Source organism: Gilliamella sp. CG16 (assembly GCF_046635785.1).
In the GTDB taxonomy this organism is placed as follows: domain Bacteria; phylum Pseudomonadota; class Gammaproteobacteria; order Enterobacterales; family Orbaceae; genus Gilliamella; species Gilliamella apicola_I.
Map to the genome: position 1 here is coordinate 278,438 of NZ_JBIDFL010000002.1, position 18,876 is coordinate 297,313.

The window sequence follows — 18,876 nt, forward strand, 5'->3', positions numbered from 1 at the left end:
GTAAAAAATGAAACAACAACAATTATCATCCCATTTTAAACGTAGTGAGTTTGTATGTCGCTGCGGGTGTGGCGAATTCCGTTGCGCACGCGAATTAATAGCCGTTCTGGAAAATGCTCGCACGCATTTTAATTCACCCGTTGTTATTAATAGCGGTTTTCGTTGTGTTCAGCACAATAAAAACGTCGGGGGTCAACCGAATAGCCGGCACCTGCGTGGTGACGCGGCAGATATAACAGTCAGGGGTGTTGCACCAAAATTGGTCGCCGATTATCTGGAGTCACAGTACCCAGACAAATACGGTATTGGACGTTATCGTACGTTTACGCACGTTGACGTGCGCCCTACTCTCAGTCGTTGGGGTCGCAATTGATGGTTGAATCAGCGTACACAATTGCTGAGTACACAAAAATGTACCCAATATTGCGCAATCCTCGATTTTTGGCGGTATTCGAATTTGCTCGCGAGTCCGCCATGAGCCGTGCGTTACACGGCGAGGACTGTCGGAACGTGCCACTATATAGCCACGACGCTACCTATCAATCGGTTTTTACCCGCGGGTGGCGTAGTGTGAGTGCGCAGGACGTCAGGCTACAACGAGCGTTAAATGAGGTCAAAAAATGAAAAAAATTCTCGAATTAATCACAAATCCGGCAACGGGTCGTTTGTCGTCGTCAGACTGTGCTGTGTGCCTAGCGTTCGTGGTGTCAACAATTGTTGTGCTGTGGCAGGCTGTCAATTATCAACCCAACGAGTTACTGCTGGGTGCGTATCTGGCGGCATGGGTTACGCAGTCACAGACGAGTAAACGTGCTGCAATAAAACGAGACGCTAACAGTCGACGAGGTGAAAATGGGTATTTTGATTAGCGCGCTGAGAAAAATTCCGCCATCTCTATTTGTTATCGCCCTCCTGTCGTTCATCAGTTTCTACTGGATGCAGCAGAACGCAAATTTAAGGGGTGAGTTAGCGCAGGCAAATGAGCGTTTTGCTATTGAGCGCTTGGATATAGCTAACGCCTATAACGCAGAACTGCGACGTCAGGCGGCGCTCAACGACGAATTGACAGCACGATTAATTGAAAAACAGAATCAGATTACAGCACAGTTACAACAATTAGAGGGGGTGATAAACGATGCGGTTAATACTGATGGCAGCTATAACGGTATTGGCGCTGACAGCCTGTGCGTCTACAGACGGGCGTACGGTTACAATTGCAAATAGCCAGCCACCAACATCGGCGCTGGTATTGCCGGTTAGACCAGCACCACCGATAAACGGTCAACCGGCGGAGCTGCTGAGGTTTGCGATACGATACGGCGCGTACTGTCAGCGGTTGGAGAACAATATAAAAACAATTGCAGAATGGAGTGAGAATGGCGGATTTAGTGGACAACGGCGGTGAAACAGAACAGCTGTTGAGAGACATTGAAATTAATAATTGTATTAACAAAGTGCTGCCGCAGCGTATTGGCGATAATTGCGTTGATTGTGACGAGCCTATACCATCTGAGCGACTGAACGCGGGCGGCCACATCGTTCGCTGTATTGATTGTCAGCATACACATGAGTTACTGAAAAAACAGGGGCGGTTATGATCGATTTTTTTCGTCAACATTGGTCAACGCTCAGCTCGGTAGGTGCGTTTGCGTTGTCGTTTTTAGTGATGTTTTTAGCGACAAAATTCGCAAAACGTGAAGAGCTGAACGCTATTGTTAGCGATGTATCAAAACTAAAAAAAGATGTCTCCACTATTCAGGGGCGGCTTGAGTCATTGCCAACTAAGGATGATATCCATAAATTAAATCTTGAAATTTCAGGGTTGCGTGGTGATATTAAAGAAATAAAGCCTGAATTAGCAGGAGTCAAACGGATAAGTAATCTTTTATTAGAAAACGAATTAAAGGAAGGTAAAAAATGAGCCTTAGACAACTACTGGATGCTGACCGACGACTCGTAATTTTACGGGCATTGTGCGATTGTGGAGGCTCTGCAAACGAATCCGTGTTGCAGACATGTCTAGACCAGTACGGGCACCGCGTTAGTCGAGATTTGGTGCGCTTGTATATGGGTTGGCTGGCGGAGCAAAATCTCATACGACTGCAGGATATTGTTGGTTGTCTCGTTGCTGAAATTACCGGACGAGGTACAGACGTAGCGACGGGTCGAGCAACAGTTGTTGGCGTAAAAAAACCGCGAGCTAGTGATTATGACTAAAACTACACGCGGGCGACCGTCAAAAGTTGATTTACTACCGCAAACCATCAAAGACGAGTTGCACAAGCTATTGCGTGATAAAAGCATGACGCAACAAGATATCCGTATCGCGATAAATGAGCTTATTGATAAGCATGGGCTTGACGAAGATATGAAACTAAGCCGCACCGGCTTAAATCGCTATGCGACCCGCATGGAGGATGTCGGCGCCAAAATCCGCCAATCAAGAGAGGTAGCAGAGGCGTGGACGGCAAAGCTCGGTGACGCGCCAACTTCCGAAGTGGGCAAATTGTTACAGGAAATTGTCCGCACGCTAGCTTTTGAAACATCAATGCATCTGAGCGAGAAAGGCAAGGCGGTAGAGCCAAAGGCGCTCGCGCAAATGGCGCTTGCGATTCAACGAGTCGAGCAAGCGGCAATGGCAAGTCATAAGCGTGAGAAAGAAATCCGTGCTGCATTTGCTGAGGAAGTTGCTGAGTCTACTGAAAAGGCGGTAAGAACTGCGGGAATGAGCGCGGAAACCGCGCAAAGCATTAAACAGATGATACTGGGTATTGCATAATGACTGAATTTAAAACCGATTTAGGAGCTGTTTCAGCGTCAGTTAATGCCGTTTTAACTAATAAATTTAACCCAGACGAGGTGCTGCTCGGTTATCAAAAGCGCTGGGTGGCCGATACGTCAATTTTAAAAATTGCTGAGAAATCGCGGCGAACGGGGTTGACGTGGGCAGAGGCGTGTGATGCAACGTTAACTGGTGCACTGAGTCGCGATGCTGGCGGTCGCAATACGTTTTACGTTGGTTCATCAAAAGACATGGCTAGGGAGTTTGTCGATGCATGTGCGATGTGGGCTAAAATGTTCAATTACGCTGCCAGTGAAATTGTTGAGGAGTCACTCGTTATTGAGAATGAGCGTACCGACATTTTAACGTTTGTCATCTATTTTTCTAGTGGTTTTAAGGTTCAGGCTTTGTCGTCCAATCCAAAAAATCTGCGTGGTATGCAGGGTAACGTCATCATCGATGAGGCAGCGTTTCATGAGCATCTGCGTGAGCTACTGAAAGCGGCGATGGCGCTTACCATGTGGGGGGCGCGGGTACGTATTATTTCGACACATAACGGGGCTGAAAACGATTTTAACGAGTTAATACAGGAAATCAGAAAAGGTACGCGCAGGGGCTCTGTACATACAATCACCCTCGATGACGCCTGTCGTGACGGGTTGTATCGTCGAATTTGTCAGGTTAATCGGGTTGAATGGTCGCAGGCTCGGCAGGATGAGTGGGTGGCCGATTTGTTGCAGGGCTGTTTTACTGAGGATGACGCGCTCGAGGAATATTACTGCGTTCCCAAAAACGGTTCGGGTGCCTACATTCCTCGCGTGTTAATTGATAATGCAGCAAAACCGGAACACGTCGTTGTGCGCTACCAAATGCCTCACGGACACATGTTGTGGACTGAGTCAGCTCGAACAGATGAAATTAAAACGTTTTTTAACGAAAAAATCAAACCAATACTTGATAAATTAGATAAAAACACTCGTCACGCCTACGGTCAGGATTTTGCACGCAGCGGTGACCGTTCAACAATAGCGATTGAAAGCATAGAGCAAAACACAACCCGAAAAATGCGCCTCACGATAGAACTGCACAACGTGCCGTATAACCAGCAACGCGAACTGGCATTTTTAATTATCGATAACACACCGCGAATAATTGGAATTGCAACAGACGCAACTGGTAACGGTGGTTATCTGGGTGAATCGCTGCTCCTGCGTTACGGTCAATCAATGGTTGATGCTGTGCACATCGGTGAGAATTTTTATCGTGAGTGGTCGCCGAAATACAAATCGCTGTACGAATCAGGATTTATCGAAATACCGCGGGACGAGGATATTATCACTGACCAACGACACCTGCAGATAATTCGTGGCGTTCCCAAAATCGATAAATCGAGAGACACGGGACGAGATGGCCAGAGGCGTCATGGTGATAGTTGTGTTGCGTATCTAATGGCCGTTCGTGCGAGTTATTTAGAGGGGTTTGTCGCTGAGTTTACGGAGCTCCCACCGAGACATGAAAAATACAATTATGATGCTGAGGGGGATAGCGATATTCGCCAAAATTATGAGAGAGGGTGTTGGTAATGAGTGAAATGAAAAAAATTACGGAAAATGACCTGCCGGATGAGCAGCAAACAAGAAGCGGCGCACGAATTATCCAAATTCAGCAGCGATTCAGTGAGCACCCGTCCAGTGGACTAACGCCATTTCGGGCGGCTGTAATTTTGCGAGAGGCCGAACAGGGCAATATTCTGGCGCAATGCATGTTGGCGGAGGATATGGAGGAAAAGGATGTTCATATTTTATCTGAATTAGCAAAACGCAGGCGCGCTGTACAACGTTTGGGGTTTAGTATTGTACCACCACTCAATCCGTCACGCGAGGAGCGCCGCGACACTGAGATGCTCAACGAGATTCTGGATTCGTTCTCGTGGTTCGATGATTTTATTTTTGATGCCACTGATGCAATACTAAAGGGCCTTTCATGTCAGGAATTTACAGGATGGGAGCGGGCTGATAATTTAATTGTGCCGACTGGGGTTGAGTGGATTGACCCTAGCACGTTTCAGCTTAACCCCAACAATCGCAACGAACTGCGACTATCTGACGGCAGCTATGAGGGGGTCGAACTGCAACCGTTTAATTGGGTCAGACATATTTCACGTTCGAAATCGGGGTATTTAGCACGTACTGGACTGGTTCGTACGCTGGTGTGGCCGTTCATTTTTAAAAACTACTCGGTCAGAGATCTGGCTGAATTTTTGGAAATTTATGGTATACCGATTCGATTGGGTAGCTACCCAGCCGGTGCAACAGAGGATGAGAAACGCACTCTGTTGCGGGCTGTCATGTCGATTGGGCATAACGCAGGTGGTATTATACCGAGCGGCATGTCAATTGATTTTCAATCTGCCGCTAATGGAACATCTGACCCGTTTTTGGCTATGAATAATCTGATGGAACGAGCGCAGTCAAAAGCTATTCTAGGGGGCACCCTGACTAGTCAGGCGGACGGAGCGACCAGCACCAACGCGCTCGGCAATGTGCATAATGAGGTGCGCGTTGAGGTTTGTTATAGTGATGCCAAACAACTAGCAGCAACAATTACTCGTGATTTGATTCAGCCTCTTTACAGCCTAAATGGCGTGTCGTTCTCGAATCCGCGCAGGCACCCTCGTTTTGAGTTTGATATCACGCAAGCTGAGGATATTGCAGCGTATGCGACCGCTCTCCCCGCGCTGGTTGGTCTGGGTATGAGAATACCGCGCTCATGGGCACACGATAAATTGCAAATACCAGAGGCGAGGACTGGCGAGGAGATGTTGCAATCGATCCAATCTCCATCCTCAGCATTTTTGAACGCCAATCACAGCAACGGAATCGCTGCATTAAATGCAGAGCGTCAACCAGCTGACCCGTTGAGCGCCGCCCCCGCTGCCATTACGGGCGACGAGTGGCGACAGGCTGTCGACCCTATTTTGCAGCCAATTGTCGATATTATTATGCAAAACGATTTGCCGACAGCTAAATCTAAAATCGGTGAATTATATCGTGATCTGGACAGTGAGCAACTTCAGGATATGATTGCGCGTGGTATCTTTGTCGCGCAAATATGGGGGCAATTAAATGCACAGCGCGGATATTGATTTGGGTTATGCGATGAAACTGGAGCCCAAGCTTGCTGTCGATTATTTTCGCAGCAAAGGCCTCAAAATCACATGGAACTGGCAAGAAATGTCAGCGCAAGCGCATGCTCGAGCATTTACTGTTGCAAAATCGACATCGCTTGATGTGCTTGAGTCTATTCGGCTTGAGATTGACAAAGCGTTAGCGATGGGAACAACAGAGCGTGAGTTTAAAAAGAGTCTAGCTCCAGTGTTGCAAAAGCTAGGTTGGTGGGGAAAGCAAATCAATATTGATAGCAATGGTGAAGCAAGGGAGGTGCAGCTCGGTAGTCCACGGCGGCTCAGCACAATTTACCGCACAAACCTCGCGACAGCATATCAGGCTGGGCGTTATCAGCAACAGCTAGCTAGTAGCGAGACGCATCCGTATTGGCAGTATGTTGCAACAATGGATAGCCGAACGCGGACCGCTCATGCCGCGTTGCATTTGCGGGTATTTAGATACGACGACCCAATCTGGCAAAAATTATACCCGCCCAATGGCTGGGGGTGTCGTTGCCGTGTTCGTGCGTTAACTCGGGCGCAGGTGGAGCGTGAGGGGTTGATTATTGAATCCAGCGCAGGAAAATTGGACACGTACAACGTAAATTCAGGTGTTGATGACGCAACTGGCGAGATTTACCAGTCAGAGGTTACGGAATTTAAATCGGGTGGTCAGACAACTAGAACTGATGCGGGCTGGTCTGGTAACGTTGGTAGTGTCGCCATGGGGGCGGATGTCAGTATTGCCAAAAAGCTCACAACATTACAAAATAGAAAATTGCGCCAGCAGGTTATTCAGTCATTAAATAATGCGCCTGCTCGTCGTGATGCGTTTGCGCAGTGGGTTGGCAATATTTTAACGACGAGGCGAGCGGGTAATGCACTGCAACCGCTCGGTTTTATGACCAATGATATTGCAGAGCAAGTCAAAAAAATATCAGGCATTGAGCCTGCTAGATTATTTGCCGTGAGTGAAAAAAATATATTACATGCTGACAGCCTAAAACATAAAAAAACCGGCGTTAAATTAACGCTAAAAGATTATCAATCATTACCTAAATTGATTGTTGATGCGCAAGCAGTGTTGTGGGATAAGCGAAAGAACAACTTGCTTTATATAGCTAAAGGTAGCGACACAATGAAAATTGTTATTAATGCGCCATATAATTTGAGGGGGCAGAAAGACGCGCTTGATATCGTAATTAACGCATACAAAGCTAGCATAGTTGATTTGCAAAAGAGCGTAAAGGGTGGGCTGTATGCTGTACTCAAGGGCGGGATATAAATAAAGCCCTGACATGCAGGGCTTATTGCTGTGGTGGGAGTTGAACCCACATAAACATGTGGCGCTGAGCGCTTATGCCGAATTACCATTATCCGTACACAGCTTAGTGATAACTATAAAACAAGATTAAATATTATGCAAATAGATTATAAGTTCAGTGATGAAGCAATCCAAGCCAGTATAAAACGCGTGCAAGGTCTTGGCGCAGACATGACGCCCATTACTCGCGGCATTGCTGCCGTGCTAGCAAGTGAGGCTGATGATGCTTTTCAAAAGGAAGCCGACCCTACAACCGGCAGACAGTGGCAACAACTTACGCCGAATTATGCTGCCAAGTTAACAGCCAAAGGACTGACCGGTAAAATGCTAAATAGAACAATGGGCGGTTTGGCAATGTCATTAACTACTGATTTTGATGCTGTCAGTGCGGTTATTGGTTCAAACAAAGTTTACGCGGCAATTCACCAATTGGGTGGCACCCCTGACATGTCGGCCGCTCCTGCAGCTGTTCCTGCGCGCCCGTACATGGGGTTGTCTCAATACGGCATCAGGGATATTATCGATATAATTAATACAACGCTCTCTAACGCAATCAACACCAAAACGTGAGCGTAGATATTCCCCAAATTATTTAAACGTTTTTGGTGTTTTTTAAACGGGTTTTAAATTAGGTTTGTACCCTCTATCTCTGCAATATCCCCCTCTCCTATATATTGTCTGTTAAAAAATATTTGAAACACCACAAATCCAAAAAAAAATCACATCCGCTATTCTGGCGTTATGAAAACGAAAAATAACCAAACAAAAAATAGCGTTGCCATTTTATCGGCAGACCTAAATTTATCGTCAGATAACGACGGCTGGTATCAACTGCTGCCGGCTGGAAAATTCAAGGCTCGTGACGGCAGACCGTTTGACGTACCTGACGGACACTGGTATCTGGATGAGGCTGTGGCAGCAGCGTTTATTCAGAAAACAATTGTTGAGAGCAACAACAAACCAATTTTAATTGATTATGACCATTTAACGCTGCATAGGCAGGAACACGGGCAGAAGACGCCTGCTGCTGGCTGGATTGCGCACCCGTCCGACGACGTAAAATGGCGCTCTGACGGTATTTATATACGCCCACACTGGACACCAATTGCCAGAGCTGAGATTGATAATCGAGAATTTAACGAGTTGTCGGCTGTATTTGAATACGATAGGGAGACGGGGCAACCAATATATTTGAGAATGGCGGCAATCACAAACGATCCGGGCCTGCTCGGTATCCAATCGCTGGCCGCACTCACTGCTGAATTTATTAATAATGACCAACTGGAGGGGGATGTAATGAATGAATTGTTAAGAACAATTCTGCAATCGCTAGGCGTGATTTCGTCAGACAACGATATTGATATCACTGCCGATAATGTTCAGCGCTATGCGGAACAGGCCGTTGAGGCTATTGCTAATTTGAAAACGACGGCTGAGGCGGCTGTAAATATTAAGGAGGTGGTCGATACGACAGAGGGCTCTAGTGCAATCGCCGAGCGGGCACAGGATATTGTAGCGGAGAACGCTGACGAAATCGCCGAAACTGAAAAACTGATTGCGGAGGCGGAATTGTCCAGTATTGACCTGAGCAAATATGTGCCGGCACCAACGTACCGAGCTGCAATGCGCCAGCTGGCCGCATTGAGCGCAAATAACGCTCAGCTATCAGCGGAGCAGTTAATTAATAACGCACGCAATCAGGGAAAAATTCTGGCTAGCGAGGTGCCCTACTATCATGGAGTGGCTCGCCAGCAGGGTATAGCTGCGCTCAGCGCACTGATTGATGGACGCCGCCCTCTAGCTGCACTAACCGCGCGTCAAACCAGCACAGTCGCGGTACGTAAATCAAATTCGCAGGCGGAATTGACAGCGTCTGATTTGCAGGTGATTGCGGCGACTGGGGTCAATCGGGACGATTATTTGAAAACCAAACAGGAGATGATTAATGAAAATTAACCCGCAGAATTTGCGTTCAATTTATACAGCTGTTAATACCGCATTTAATGGTGGTCGGGACTCGTATCAGCAATTGTATCGACAAATAGCGACCGTTGTGCCGTCAAATAATCTGACCGAGGATTACAGTTGGATCGGTGAATTTGCTCGATTTAGAGAGTGGGTTGGTGAGCGTGACGTAAAAAAAATGTCGGCCAACCGGTACACGTTAACTAATATTAAATTTGAGGCGACCGAGGGGATTCCTGCTGAATACGTTGAGGACGACAACTACGGGTTATTAATGCCCAAATTCCAAGATATGGGATATGCAGCCGCAACACATCCGGACGAGCTGACGTTCGGATTAATCAGTCAGGGTTTTGAGCGACAATGTTACGATGGGCAGAATTTTTTTGACGCAGATCACCCCGTCGGTGATGCGAGCGTATCGAATATGCAGGCTGGTAGCGGGGCACCGTGGTTTTTACTTGATACACGCCGACCACTAAAACCGCTAATTTTTCAGAATCGACGTGAATATCGTCTGCAACAAAAAAATGACCCCGCAACCAGTGATAGGGTTTTTATGACCGATGAGCTGCTCTATGGTGTTGACGCTCGTGTTGCGGCAGGGTTTGGGTTTTGGCAGCAGGCGTTTGGTTCACGGGCTGAGCTCGTTGAGGATAATTTTAATGACGCGATTTCAGCAATGATGGGGTTCAGATCTGAGCAAGGGCGAAAACTGGGTATTAATCCTAATCTATTGGTTGTTGGCCCTAAAAATCGTGCTGCAGCCAAACGAGTAGTGGATGCTGAAAATAAAGTTCACGGTGAAAGCAACATCAACTATCGAGCTGTCGATGTGTTGGTTGTGCCGTGGCTGGATTAGGAGGTTTTTAATGAGAAGCATAAGCAGTGTTGTAGGTATTAAGGTTGTTAATACTCGTCATGACGGCTATCGACGTGCGGGACTAACCCTCAGTCGAGGTGAAAATAAATTTACGAATTTGACGGTTGAGCAGATTAATGCGTTGCAAACAGATTCTGCACTGACCGTAACAATTATTGAGGGGGGAGATATTAATGAAATATTTGATGATGCTGGTCGCCCTGCTACTGACGCTACTGGTAATTCAACAGGTCTGGAATCGCGTGGTGCCAGCGGAAAAACTGCGGGTGCGGCTGAGGATTCAGGAGGCGCTGACGAGGACGATGCTAAAATTCCGTCAATTTCTCAATCGTATATTGAACTGTCTCAGGCGGTTGTGGTTGCCCTAGCAGAAAGTGACGAGGCTGTTTATTTCAATAGCGATGGCTCACCCAGAATCACAAAATGGCGCGAAGTCACTGGTAACGTTGAGTTAACTAAGGGTGACGTCATCGAGGCAATTGAGATGTTCGAAACCGCAAAATCTGGAGAATAAAACGATGTACGCAACAGTGCAGGACGTATACAGTAGATACAGTAAAACAGTCATCAATCAGTTAGCTGACAGCAAAATTGACATTGATGAGACAACTGGCGAGCCGTTGCAAACGCGTGAACAAATTATTAGTAATGCGATTCTGGATGCGTCGGCCGCGATTGACGGATATATCAGTGGGCGAGTTACGCTACCTATTGACAAAATCCCCGCTGTATTAGTCCGCGCTGCGTGCGTACTGGCGTATTACAATCTAGCTGACAATGTTGCAACAGAGAAAGCTGAAAAGGACAAGGACGATATTGTTAGGTTTTTGGAGCGGGTGGCATCCGGTCAAATCAGTTTGGGGTTGTCGATTGATAACTCGAAATTGGATGAGGTTGGTGAGGTTGCAGTAATCACCAGCGCCGGCTCGGTCTGGGCTCGCGGTCGTTCGAGGGGGTTTATCTGATGAGGCGGCTATCCCCTACTGCTGCGCTGGAGCGGGAATTAATCGATTGTGTCAGAGAGCATTTTACCGGTGAAATAAAAACGGTTGAGGCGCTCGGTGGTGCGTGGACTGACGAGACACTGCGTACGTTGTTGAGGGTGGCACCTGCAATTTACGTCGCGTTTATCGGTAATTCCCAGAGCGATCTACGCGATTGCGTGCGTCAAACGTGGGCGTTATTCGTGTCAGTTAACGTGCTAAACGGGGTTCGAATTGAGCCTGAACGAGCCTTTTTAATTCACGACTATCTGATCAGGCTGCTCAATAATCGGCAATTCAATTGTGCTGCGCGTGCAATGCGGTTTGCTCAATCGGCGAATTTGTTCGGCGATTTATCAGCAAAACGGGGGTTATTCGTTTACGGCGTTTATTTCACGGTCGACGTGCCACTGCCGTCAGATGACGAACACCATACAATCGACAATTTTGTTACCTATTATCACAAATTTATATCAGTAACCCCTAACTGGGAATCATTAAATACATTGCCACAGGACAATAATAATGACTGAATTTTTTATTAAACCCGTTAGCGGCGTCACAGTTCGTGACCCCGAGACATTAGATCCACTGGCTGAAAGCGGGGAGTTAAAACCTAAAAATAGTTATTGGCTTCGCAGGTTGAACGATGGCGACATCGAAGTCGTTGAGCCAGCAAAGAAGAAAAATAGAGGAGCTGAATAATGACAGTTTCATTTAATACAATACCCAACACTGTGCGTGTACCGCTGGCGTACGTTGAATTTGATAATTCGCAGGCGATTACAGGAACACCGGTTAAAAATAATAAAACGCTGGTGCTAGGTCTGCGTCTGCCAACAGGAAGTGTTGCTGCCGGTCAACCTGTTCGTATAACACGTAGTGAGCAGGCCGTGACGGCGTTTGGTCGGGGGTCGATGCTCTCTGAAATGCTGTGTGCGTTTTTGCGCGCAAATCCCTACAGCGATTTATATGCACTGGCGCTCGACGACGTTGCCGACCCAGTGTGTTCGACGGGGAAAATAACCGTTACTGGCACGTGTAGCGCTGCTGGACAAATTGCGCTACTAGTTGCCGGTGTGCGGGTTCCCGTGACCGCTCGTGCAAACGATACGTCCGCAACAATTGCAAATAAAATTGCTACAGCGGTTAACGCTAATGCCGCCCTGCCCGTTACAGCCAGTGTGTCTGGCTCTGAGGTGACACTGACGTGTCGCTGGGGTGGTATCACGGGTAACGACGTGGACGTTCGTGTTAATTATTTTACGGGTGAAACGGTGCCGGCAGGAATTGCGGTTGACGTTTCAGGTATGGCTGGGGGTGTGGGTAATCCGGACGTATCGCAGGCTATTGCGGCGTTGGGTGACACGTGGTGGACAGATATTGTTAATCCGTTTACAGACACCAATAACCTGAATTTGCTCAGTGAGGAGCTGCAATCGCGCTGGGGCGGTATTCGTCAAATTGACGGTTTATGCTGGATTGCGTATCGTGGCACACACGCACAGGCCAGCACATTTGCGTTATCACGCAACGATTATCTGTTTACCTGTATACCGACCAATATATCGCCAGAGCCGCCGTATATCTGGGCGTCTGTTAACGCTGCGGTGTGTACGTACGCGCTAAATATTGACCCAGCACGACCTGTCCAAACATTGGAGTTGACCGGTATTAAACCGCCAGCGGTCGCCGATCGCTGGCAGTGGAATGAGCGAAACCTGCATTTATTTGACGGGCTGAGCGCGTATAACGTTAACGCCAACGGGGCTGTTCAGTTAGATCGGGTTATCACGATGTATCGCGTGAATAAATATAACGTCGAGGATCCGAGCTATCTGGACGTTGAGACTATTAAAACGTTGTCGTATATACGCTACGCAATACGGGCGCGCATCACGCAGCGTTTTCCACGTCATAAATTGGCTGACGACGGTACTCGGTTTGGTGTTGGTCAGGCGATGGTCACGCCGTCAGTTATCAGGGCTGAGCTAATTGCGCTATTCACCGAATTGGAATCAGCAGGGTTGGTCGAAAATTTTGACGCGTATAAAAGTTCGTTGATTGTGGAACGTGACGCTAATGACAGAAATCGAATTAACGTACTGAGCAATGACGATCTGGTTAATCAGTTCAGAATCTATGCGCATTCAATTCAATTTTTATTGTAACTAGGGGGAATTATGCAATTTCAGGGTACTGCGGTTATTAGAATCAATGGGCGTGAAATTAAATCACTGACTGGTGCAACATTTACAACTGGTGGATTTACACGTCAACCGGTTAAGGGTGCGCGGGTATACGGTTTTAATCAGACACCGACAGAGGCAGTGGTCAATCTGACAATCCCCAATGGTGCGGATACCTCAGTTGACGAGCTGAATAACATAACTGACGCGACAATTACTATCACGCCTGACGCCGGCAGACAATGGTTAATGCCGAACGCGTGGTCGAACGGTAACGCCAGTATTAACAGTGAGGGGAATATCAGTTGTGGTTTTTCGTCGTGCGAGGCAAAGGAGATTTAAATGGAGATTAAATTAACGAACGGTTTACAAATCGGAGATGAGCGTGTCACTACGTTAACGTTACGCAGATTAACTACGGGTGATCTGCTCGATAGTGAGATGGCAGCAGAACAGGTTAAGTTGACGTCACAGGGGTTCCAGCTCATTGCGAGCGCTGCGGTTATGTCCGCCGAGTTGTACCGCCGTAGTGTTGCAAAAATTGGTGATTTAGATGGCCCGCTATCAATGGGCCAACTCAAATCGTTATCACTGACCGATTACAATTTGCTGAGAAACGCGTACGACGCGCTCAATAATCCGGTTGTTGTAGAGGTGGCTGAATATAGCGCTGAGGGGCGATAAGTTGATGCTCGTTCGCAGGCTCGAACGGGCAGCGCTTGCGCTCAGCGCTCGTGTGAATGCAGCCCCAGATTGGGTGTTGGGGCTGCCATTAAATCGGTTTTATCGGTATTTGATGTGGGTGTTCAAAAATGACAGTGCAAAATAGAGCGCAGTTTATTGTTGATTTAACTGGTAACGTTGCACAGCGAGCCAAATCGTTTGGTAGCTCAATTTCAGCGATGGGCCGGACGGGCTCCCGTTCAATGCAAATGTTGTCGTCAGCAATGTCTGCGTCAAACAGGATGTTAGATAAATTTGACAATAAATTGGTCGGATTTGCAACAGGCGGCGGTTTAGTCATGGCTGCCAAACGAGTTGGCGACTGGCAACAACAACTCACAGAGCTCGGCACGAGCTACAACCTGACCGCAAAACAGTCTGACGAATTTTTAAATGCTGTATATGCAGCGGGTACAGTATACAAAATGCCGTATCGCGACGTTATCACCGCATTAGATAAAATTCTCGAACGCACCAACGATGTGTCGGGTAGTGTCAGTAATGTTGATAATATCGCTAAAGCAATCAGAGGGCTCGGTTTAAGTGCTGACGAAGCCGGAGCTCATGTCGCACAATTGATGAATAAAGGCTTCACGCCTGACGGCATTAATCAATTATTTAACGGTGTTGCATCGGCGTCGAAAATTGGCACAGGGAATATTAGGGAGCAATTTGCAGGCGTTGTTGAGCTTACAAAAAACACGCAATGGCAATCGCCAGAGCAGTTAATGCAGTTGTTGGCAATCCAGCGTCTAAGTGATTCGCAACTCGGTAATAGCGCCGATGCCGCATCAGCGTTGAAATCATTTGCCGACACCATCAAAGATAGGAAGGCTCAGCAAATATTAAAATTAAACGGAATTGATGTTTATTCAGATGCGAATAAGTCGCAATTTAAAGATCCTACGCAACTACTACTGGAAATCGGCAATCGCTCCAGATTCAAGGATCACAATTTAAAAACCGTATTTCCAGAAAAACTGATAAAAACAACTCAGGCATTTGCAAATTCTGAGCAGCAACAAAAGCTGTTGGCCGGTGTAAAAATTGAGGACGGTTTACTGGAGAGCAAGACGTCAAAAAACATCAATACGTTCAATGGTGCGCTGACATCACTAACTAACGCTGGGGAGCGCTGGGCGCAATTAAAATTGGCTAAACCGATCCAGGATCTGGCTGATGCAATCAACTCTCTCACCCCTGAACAGCTAGACGCGTACACCAGCAAACTCGAAACGGGTGCCAAAATTATTGGTGGAGCGATTGCTGCGAGATACGTCTATAGGGGGTATCGAGGTATTAAAAATATGCTGGGTGGCCACAAATTAGGGGGCGCTATTGATTCGGCGGTGTCGTCAGCTGGTGCGACACCTGTGTTCGTAACCAACTGGCCAAGTGATTTTTCGGGCGCTGGTGGTAATAATCGGAGGGGGGGGGTTGGTTTTGGGCGAAATAACGCAAAATCACTCAATGTCGTTGCAGCTGCTGCCGAATTACTGATAAACAGACCGTCGATTGATGAGCTGCCGGAGACTCACCAGTTGCGACGATTGCAGGAAATGCGTGAGCACCCTGAGAGGTTTTACGATTTGGGTAACGAGCAAACATGGCGCAGGCACCTGTTTAATCCTGAAATAGATAATTCGCTGCAAAATTTTGACAGAAAATTAACTCACGCGCTCACGTCGGCAATCGACGCTGTAGTTCCGACAGGGGCTAGCGCGAACAGAGCGGTTAACGGCAATATCCCAATTCTGGCTGGTGCAAATAACGGTCGTTCAGAAATTGTACTGAAAATCGAGCCCGCCAACGGGCTGACGGTTAAAACAAAATCGGTCGATAATATTGCCAGCACTGATATTGTTGTTAATACAGGTAAAACGTACAGTATGTACGGTGGGGGGGCGTATTAATGCTGGATATTTTGAGGGGAGGTGGCACAAAAAACATCGGCAGAGGATCGTTTCGTGGGGTGCCGTTTTACGTTATCGATGAAGCGGCGCGCACGGGTGGCAATCGGCTGATCCGGCACGAATATCCGTTGCGCGACGTTGGTCTGGTCGAGAATATGGGGCGAACCACTGCGTCAACAACAATTAACGTTGTTGTTGTGGGTGACGATTGTAGGCAGCAGGCTGATACGCTGATTGACGCACTGGATAGTTCGGAATCGGGTGAATTACAGCACCCAGATTTCAAGACCCAGTTGGTTTACGTTGAGCAGTGGAGCTCCAGAACGGTCGCTAGCGAACAGCGTGTTGTTTATTTTTCTGTAACGTTTGTTCCGGATACGGACGAACAATCCCCTGTCGCCACACCAAACGGTATATCGATAATGGGCGCACTGTCTGACGTTCTCGGTGAGGGTCTGGTGAGTGATTTTGTTCGTGTTTTTGACGCTGTTGGTGAGGCCGTGTTATTTATCGAGGACTGTCTGGCGTACGGAGAGGCAATCGCCAACGGTATCACCAACGCGATTCGTGGCGCAGTTGGTGGGTCTGGTCTGTCGTCGTTACTGGGCAGAGTTAAATCGTATCAGGCGTCACTGAGGAATTTGTTTAAATCCCCCCAGATTGTAGCTCGTGAGCTGAGGGGATTGTTGGGTGGTATCGAGGAATTGTGTCGTGATAACAGGCAAAATAAAAATACCAATCAGGTTGTCGAGCAATTGGGGCTGGCGCGTCGGAATATAGTAACACCACCCGCAGCACTGCTGGTCGAATCAGGTACGAGCACCACCCAAATACTCGAATCAGTTGAGTTAAATGTCAAAAATGCGACTGCGACTAAATCCAGAAATGTCGTAACCGACGCGTTGCAGTTGCTGGTTGATATGGTTATCGCCACTGAGGTTGCAAAAATCGCAGTGCAGGACGCGGCTAATGCCGTCAAAACGCAGCAGCCAGAAATTATTGTGACATATAACGACTGCCAGCGCGTAATCGGGGAGCACGGCAATAAACTGCAGGAACTGATTATTGCTAGTAGCGATGTGTATTGGTATAAATCAGCGCAGGCACTCAGGGACGTTCGGTGGGCGTTTGTTGCCCAGCTGGAGGCGTTATCGATAAAGCTACCTGCTGGCAAAATTATCGCGTTGTCGCAAACCGAGCCAGCGCTAGTAGCTCTTTATCGTGAGACCGGTAACGCTGCCCCCGTTGGGCAGTTTATACGCAGAAACGGACTAAGACACCCAACGTTTGCAGTTGGTGGCACTAGCTATGAGGTGATTGAAAATGAATAACGGGCCAGTTGTTGAGCTATATATCGGCCATTTGATATATAGTGGCTGGACAGATGTGCGTATCACGCGTGGTATTGAGGATATGAGCGGCTCGTTTAGTCTGCAGCTCACGTCAAAAATTACTGTCAGTGACGGAAATATTCAGGTCGGTGCTGAATGTTACGTGGAAATTAACAATAACAGAGTAATAACGGGATATATCGATGACGTTGTAATTAATATTAGTGATACCGAGCACACAATAACGGTTACAGGTCGAGACAAAGTCGCCGACCTAATTGATTGTGCAGCAATTCACGCCTCGGGACGCTGGTGCAATGCGTCGCTACAAAAAATTGCGACGGATTTGTGTGGGGCGTTCGGTATTAATGTTGTCTGGAATGTGGACGATGGCGAGGCTGGAGAGGTGTTTAGGTGGCTGCAGATAGAGCCTGGCGAAACCGTGTTTGAGATACTGGCCAGAGCTGCGCGTCAACGAGGGGTTATACTGACCAGTGACGTTTACGGGAATCTCGTATTCACGGGAGCGGGCAAAAAAAACATCTCCATATTAACGTTAGGTGACAATATCAAAAATTTGTGTATAACCCGCTCGTGGCGCGACAGATTTAGTCTGTATCGAGTTATCGGCGATTGTGCGGGGGGGGCAATTTGGGGTGAAACTCAAACCGCAACCCAGTCAACCGCAGTTTACGCCAACGCTGTTGATGAGTTGGTCACCCGTTACCGCCCTACAATTATCGTATCTGACGATAACCTCAATAAAAAAAGTGCGACGGTACGGGCCAACTGGGAGCGTCGTCGAGCCGCCGCACACGGACAGCAGTTTTCAGTTACCGTTCAGGGTTGGCTGTATGACGACGTCAATTTGTGGCTGCCAAACCACATGGTTTTTTTGACCGCTGAAACGTACGGATTGTTTGCTGAGGAGTTGCTGATTATAGAGGTTGAGTTCGGCGTCAGTAACGACGATGGTATGACAACAAAATTATTGTTGATGCCTCGCGACGGATTCCTCGCCCCCGCAGAGCCAGAAAAGCGGAGTGCAATATGGAGATAAAAATGTTTAGTCAGTTAAAGCGAAAGCTGCAGCTATTGGTTTCGCGTGCGGTTGTTAATATTGTCAACGATTCGTTCAAACAGCAAAACGTGCAGGTTAGTCTGCTATCCGGTGAAACAGCAGACGATGTTGAGCGATTTCAGAACTACGGGCACACGTCAGTGCCACCGACGGGCTCTGAGGCGATAATGCTCTCTGTGGGCGGAAAACGCCAGCATCTGGTCGCTGTTGTTGTTGATAACAAAACCGCTAGGCTAAAAGACCTGAAAATTGCAGACAGCGCTGTTTATCATGCTGAGGGGCACTACCTACTACTGACAGAGGAGCAATTAGTAAAAATGTTGTGCAAAAATTTGCACGTAATAGCTGATGAATTAATTTTGTTTGAAACGCCGCAAACCCAGTTTACGGGGAACGTGCGTATTATGGGTGGATATAGTGTGACAACAGGTACGAGCACTGCATCAGATCATATCAGTGGCAACGTTAGTTTTTTGAATCACGTGCACTATTGTCAGAAATGCGGGACAACAACGTCAAAACCAATGGTTGGGTAA

24 protein-coding genes are annotated in these 18,876 nt (G+C 47.5%); all 24 read left to right on the forward strand.

Annotated elements, in window-relative coordinates; all coding sequences use genetic code 11:
• Positions 1-7 precede the first annotated feature (7 nt).
• Entirely contained in the window at positions 8-373 is a 366-nt protein-coding gene (locus tag ACGH47_RS03760) for a D-Ala-D-Ala carboxypeptidase family metallohydrolase (RefSeq protein ID WP_411622785.1), read from the forward strand.
• A gap of 331 nt (positions 374-704) precedes the next feature.
• Positions 705-869 (forward strand): hypothetical protein, encoded by a 165-nt coding sequence (locus tag ACGH47_RS03765; protein WP_411622786.1) that lies wholly within the window; start codon positions 705-707, stop codon positions 867-869.
• On the forward strand, positions 853-1,224 hold the full coding sequence (locus ACGH47_RS03770) for a hypothetical protein (protein ID WP_411622787.1): 372 nt from the start codon (positions 853-855) through the stop codon (positions 1,222-1,224). Before ACGH47_RS03765 ends, ACGH47_RS03770 begins: the two co-directional genes overlap by 17 nt.
• Before the next feature lie 152 nt (positions 1,225-1,376).
• Positions 1,377-1,598, forward strand: a complete 222-nt coding sequence (locus ACGH47_RS03775; RefSeq protein ID WP_411622788.1) for a TraR/DksA C4-type zinc finger protein — start codon at positions 1,377-1,379, stop codon at positions 1,596-1,598.
• A complete protein-coding gene (locus tag ACGH47_RS03780) occupies positions 1,595-1,921 on the forward strand; it encodes a DUF2730 family protein (protein WP_411598787.1) in 327 nt (108 codons plus the stop codon). Before ACGH47_RS03775 ends, ACGH47_RS03780 begins: the two co-directional genes overlap by 4 nt.
• Positions 1,918-2,217, forward strand: a complete 300-nt coding sequence (locus ACGH47_RS03785) for an ArsR family transcriptional regulator (protein ID WP_411622789.1) — start codon at positions 1,918-1,920, stop codon at positions 2,215-2,217. The genes ACGH47_RS03780 and ACGH47_RS03785 overlap by 4 nt, the downstream gene beginning before the upstream one ends.
• Positions 2,210-2,779, forward strand: coding sequence for a DUF3486 family protein (locus ACGH47_RS03790; RefSeq protein WP_411622790.1), 570 nt, complete (start codon positions 2,210-2,212; stop codon positions 2,777-2,779). Before ACGH47_RS03785 ends, ACGH47_RS03790 begins: the two co-directional genes overlap by 8 nt.
• Positions 2,779-4,365, forward strand: a complete 1,587-nt coding sequence (locus ACGH47_RS03795) for a terminase large subunit domain-containing protein (protein ID WP_411622791.1) — start codon at positions 2,779-2,781, stop codon at positions 4,363-4,365. The genes ACGH47_RS03790 and ACGH47_RS03795 overlap by 1 nt, the downstream gene beginning before the upstream one ends.
• On the forward strand, positions 4,365-5,927 hold the full coding sequence (locus ACGH47_RS03800) for a DUF935 domain-containing protein (RefSeq protein ID WP_411622792.1): 1,563 nt from the start codon (positions 4,365-4,367) through the stop codon (positions 5,925-5,927). Before ACGH47_RS03795 ends, ACGH47_RS03800 begins: the two co-directional genes overlap by 1 nt.
• A complete protein-coding gene (locus tag ACGH47_RS03805) occupies positions 5,908-7,233 on the forward strand; it encodes a phage minor head protein (RefSeq protein ID WP_411622793.1) in 1,326 nt (441 codons plus the stop codon). The genes ACGH47_RS03800 and ACGH47_RS03805 overlap by 20 nt, the downstream gene beginning before the upstream one ends.
• Before the next feature lie 135 nt (positions 7,234-7,368).
• Positions 7,369-7,842 carry a phage virion morphogenesis protein gene (locus ACGH47_RS03810; RefSeq protein ID WP_411622794.1) on the forward strand — a complete coding sequence of 158 codons (474 nt, stop codon included), beginning with the start codon at positions 7,369-7,371 and terminating at the stop codon, positions 7,840-7,842.
• A gap of 171 nt (positions 7,843-8,013) precedes the next feature.
• Entirely contained in the window at positions 8,014-9,228 is a 1,215-nt protein-coding gene (locus tag ACGH47_RS03815) for a phage protease (RefSeq protein ID WP_411622795.1), read from the forward strand.
• A complete protein-coding gene (locus ACGH47_RS03820) occupies positions 9,218-10,099 on the forward strand; it encodes a Mu-like prophage major head subunit gpT family protein (RefSeq protein WP_411603719.1) in 882 nt (293 codons plus the stop codon). The genes ACGH47_RS03815 and ACGH47_RS03820 overlap by 11 nt, the downstream gene beginning before the upstream one ends.
• A 10-nt stretch (positions 10,100-10,109) precedes the next feature.
• On the forward strand, positions 10,110-10,634 hold the full coding sequence (locus ACGH47_RS03825) for an HI1506-related protein (RefSeq protein WP_411622796.1): 525 nt from the start codon (positions 10,110-10,112) through the stop codon (positions 10,632-10,634).
• Positions 10,635-10,638: 4 nt separating this feature from the next.
• Positions 10,639-11,085 (forward strand): gp436 family protein, encoded by a 447-nt coding sequence (locus ACGH47_RS03830; RefSeq protein WP_411622797.1) that lies wholly within the window; start codon positions 10,639-10,641, stop codon positions 11,083-11,085.
• The gene (locus ACGH47_RS03835; RefSeq protein WP_411622798.1) at positions 11,085-11,636 is read left to right on the forward strand and encodes a phage protein Gp37; all 552 of its coding nucleotides are present in this window, start codon (positions 11,085-11,087) and stop codon (positions 11,634-11,636) included. Before ACGH47_RS03830 ends, ACGH47_RS03835 begins: the two co-directional genes overlap by 1 nt.
• Positions 11,629-11,808 (forward strand): DUF2635 domain-containing protein, encoded by a 180-nt coding sequence (locus ACGH47_RS03840; protein WP_411598799.1) that lies wholly within the window; start codon positions 11,629-11,631, stop codon positions 11,806-11,808. The genes ACGH47_RS03835 and ACGH47_RS03840 overlap by 8 nt, the downstream gene beginning before the upstream one ends.
• Positions 11,808-13,274: a phage tail sheath C-terminal domain-containing protein gene (locus ACGH47_RS03845; RefSeq protein WP_411622799.1), complete on the forward strand. Its 1,467-nt coding sequence runs from the start codon at positions 11,808-11,810 to the stop codon at positions 13,272-13,274. The genes ACGH47_RS03840 and ACGH47_RS03845 overlap by 1 nt, the downstream gene beginning before the upstream one ends.
• A 12-nt stretch (positions 13,275-13,286) precedes the next feature.
• Positions 13,287-13,634: a phage tail tube protein gene (locus ACGH47_RS03850; RefSeq protein WP_411622800.1), complete on the forward strand. Its 348-nt coding sequence runs from the start codon at positions 13,287-13,289 to the stop codon at positions 13,632-13,634.
• A complete protein-coding gene (locus ACGH47_RS03855; RefSeq protein WP_411622801.1) occupies positions 13,635-13,976 on the forward strand; it encodes a phage tail assembly protein in 342 nt (113 codons plus the stop codon).
• A gap of 128 nt (positions 13,977-14,104) precedes the next feature.
• Positions 14,105-15,928, forward strand: coding sequence for a hypothetical protein (locus ACGH47_RS03860; protein WP_411622802.1), 1,824 nt, complete (start codon positions 14,105-14,107; stop codon positions 15,926-15,928).
• Positions 15,928-17,259, forward strand: a complete 1,332-nt coding sequence (locus tag ACGH47_RS03865; RefSeq protein ID WP_411622803.1) for a DNA circularization protein — start codon at positions 15,928-15,930, stop codon at positions 17,257-17,259. Before ACGH47_RS03860 ends, ACGH47_RS03865 begins: the two co-directional genes overlap by 1 nt.
• The gene (locus tag ACGH47_RS03870; protein ID WP_411622804.1) at positions 17,252-18,319 is read left to right on the forward strand and encodes a phage baseplate assembly protein; all 1,068 of its coding nucleotides are present in this window, start codon (positions 17,252-17,254) and stop codon (positions 18,317-18,319) included. Before ACGH47_RS03865 ends, ACGH47_RS03870 begins: the two co-directional genes overlap by 8 nt.
• On the forward strand, positions 18,310-18,876 hold the full coding sequence (locus ACGH47_RS03875; RefSeq protein ID WP_411622805.1) for a phage baseplate assembly protein V: 567 nt from the start codon (positions 18,310-18,312) through the stop codon (positions 18,874-18,876). Before ACGH47_RS03870 ends, ACGH47_RS03875 begins: the two co-directional genes overlap by 10 nt.

Bases quoted from the DNA above. Each gene is read 5' to 3' on its own strand.
- ACGH47_RS03865 (WP_411622803.1), top strand. From the start codon at position 15,928: ATGCTGGATATTTTGAGGGGAGGTGGCACAAAAAACATCGGCAGAGGA.
- ACGH47_RS03815 (WP_411622795.1), top strand. From the start codon at position 8,014: ATGAAAACGAAAAATAACCAAACAAAAAATAGCGTTGCCATTTTATCG.
- ACGH47_RS03770 (WP_411622787.1), top strand. From the start codon at position 853: ATGGGTATTTTGATTAGCGCGCTGAGAAAAATTCCGCCATCTCTATTT.
- ACGH47_RS03855 (WP_411622801.1), top strand. From the start codon at position 13,635: ATGGAGATTAAATTAACGAACGGTTTACAAATCGGAGATGAGCGTGTC.
- ACGH47_RS03800 (WP_411622792.1), top strand. From the start codon at position 4,365: ATGAGTGAAATGAAAAAAATTACGGAAAATGACCTGCCGGATGAGCAG.
- ACGH47_RS03810 (WP_411622794.1), top strand. From the start codon at position 7,369: ATGCAAATAGATTATAAGTTCAGTGATGAAGCAATCCAAGCCAGTATA.
- ACGH47_RS03840 (WP_411598799.1), top strand. From the start codon at position 11,629: ATGACTGAATTTTTTATTAAACCCGTTAGCGGCGTCACAGTTCGTGAC.
- ACGH47_RS03835 (WP_411622798.1), top strand. From the start codon at position 11,085: ATGAGGCGGCTATCCCCTACTGCTGCGCTGGAGCGGGAATTAATCGAT.
- ACGH47_RS03870 (WP_411622804.1), top strand. From the start codon at position 17,252: ATGAATAACGGGCCAGTTGTTGAGCTATATATCGGCCATTTGATATAT.
- ACGH47_RS03795 (WP_411622791.1), top strand. From the start codon at position 2,779: ATGACTGAATTTAAAACCGATTTAGGAGCTGTTTCAGCGTCAGTTAAT.
- ACGH47_RS03775 (WP_411622788.1), top strand. From the start codon at position 1,377: ATGGCGGATTTAGTGGACAACGGCGGTGAAACAGAACAGCTGTTGAGA.
- ACGH47_RS03860 (WP_411622802.1), top strand. From the start codon at position 14,105: ATGACAGTGCAAAATAGAGCGCAGTTTATTGTTGATTTAACTGGTAAC.
- ACGH47_RS03820 (WP_411603719.1), top strand. From the start codon at position 9,218: ATGAAAATTAACCCGCAGAATTTGCGTTCAATTTATACAGCTGTTAAT.
- ACGH47_RS03790 (WP_411622790.1), top strand. From the start codon at position 2,210: ATGACTAAAACTACACGCGGGCGACCGTCAAAAGTTGATTTACTACCG.
- ACGH47_RS03785 (WP_411622789.1), top strand. From the start codon at position 1,918: ATGAGCCTTAGACAACTACTGGATGCTGACCGACGACTCGTAATTTTA.
- ACGH47_RS03830 (WP_411622797.1), top strand. From the start codon at position 10,639: ATGTACGCAACAGTGCAGGACGTATACAGTAGATACAGTAAAACAGTC.
- ACGH47_RS03850 (WP_411622800.1), top strand. From the start codon at position 13,287: ATGCAATTTCAGGGTACTGCGGTTATTAGAATCAATGGGCGTGAAATT.
- ACGH47_RS03805 (WP_411622793.1), top strand. From the start codon at position 5,908: ATGCACAGCGCGGATATTGATTTGGGTTATGCGATGAAACTGGAGCCC.
- ACGH47_RS03760 (WP_411622785.1), top strand. From the start codon at position 8: ATGAAACAACAACAATTATCATCCCATTTTAAACGTAGTGAGTTTGTA.
- ACGH47_RS03825 (WP_411622796.1), top strand. From the start codon at position 10,110: ATGAGAAGCATAAGCAGTGTTGTAGGTATTAAGGTTGTTAATACTCGT.
- ACGH47_RS03875 (WP_411622805.1), top strand. From the start codon at position 18,310: ATGGAGATAAAAATGTTTAGTCAGTTAAAGCGAAAGCTGCAGCTATTG.
- ACGH47_RS03845 (WP_411622799.1), top strand. From the start codon at position 11,808: ATGACAGTTTCATTTAATACAATACCCAACACTGTGCGTGTACCGCTG.
- ACGH47_RS03780 (WP_411598787.1), top strand. From the start codon at position 1,595: ATGATCGATTTTTTTCGTCAACATTGGTCAACGCTCAGCTCGGTAGGT.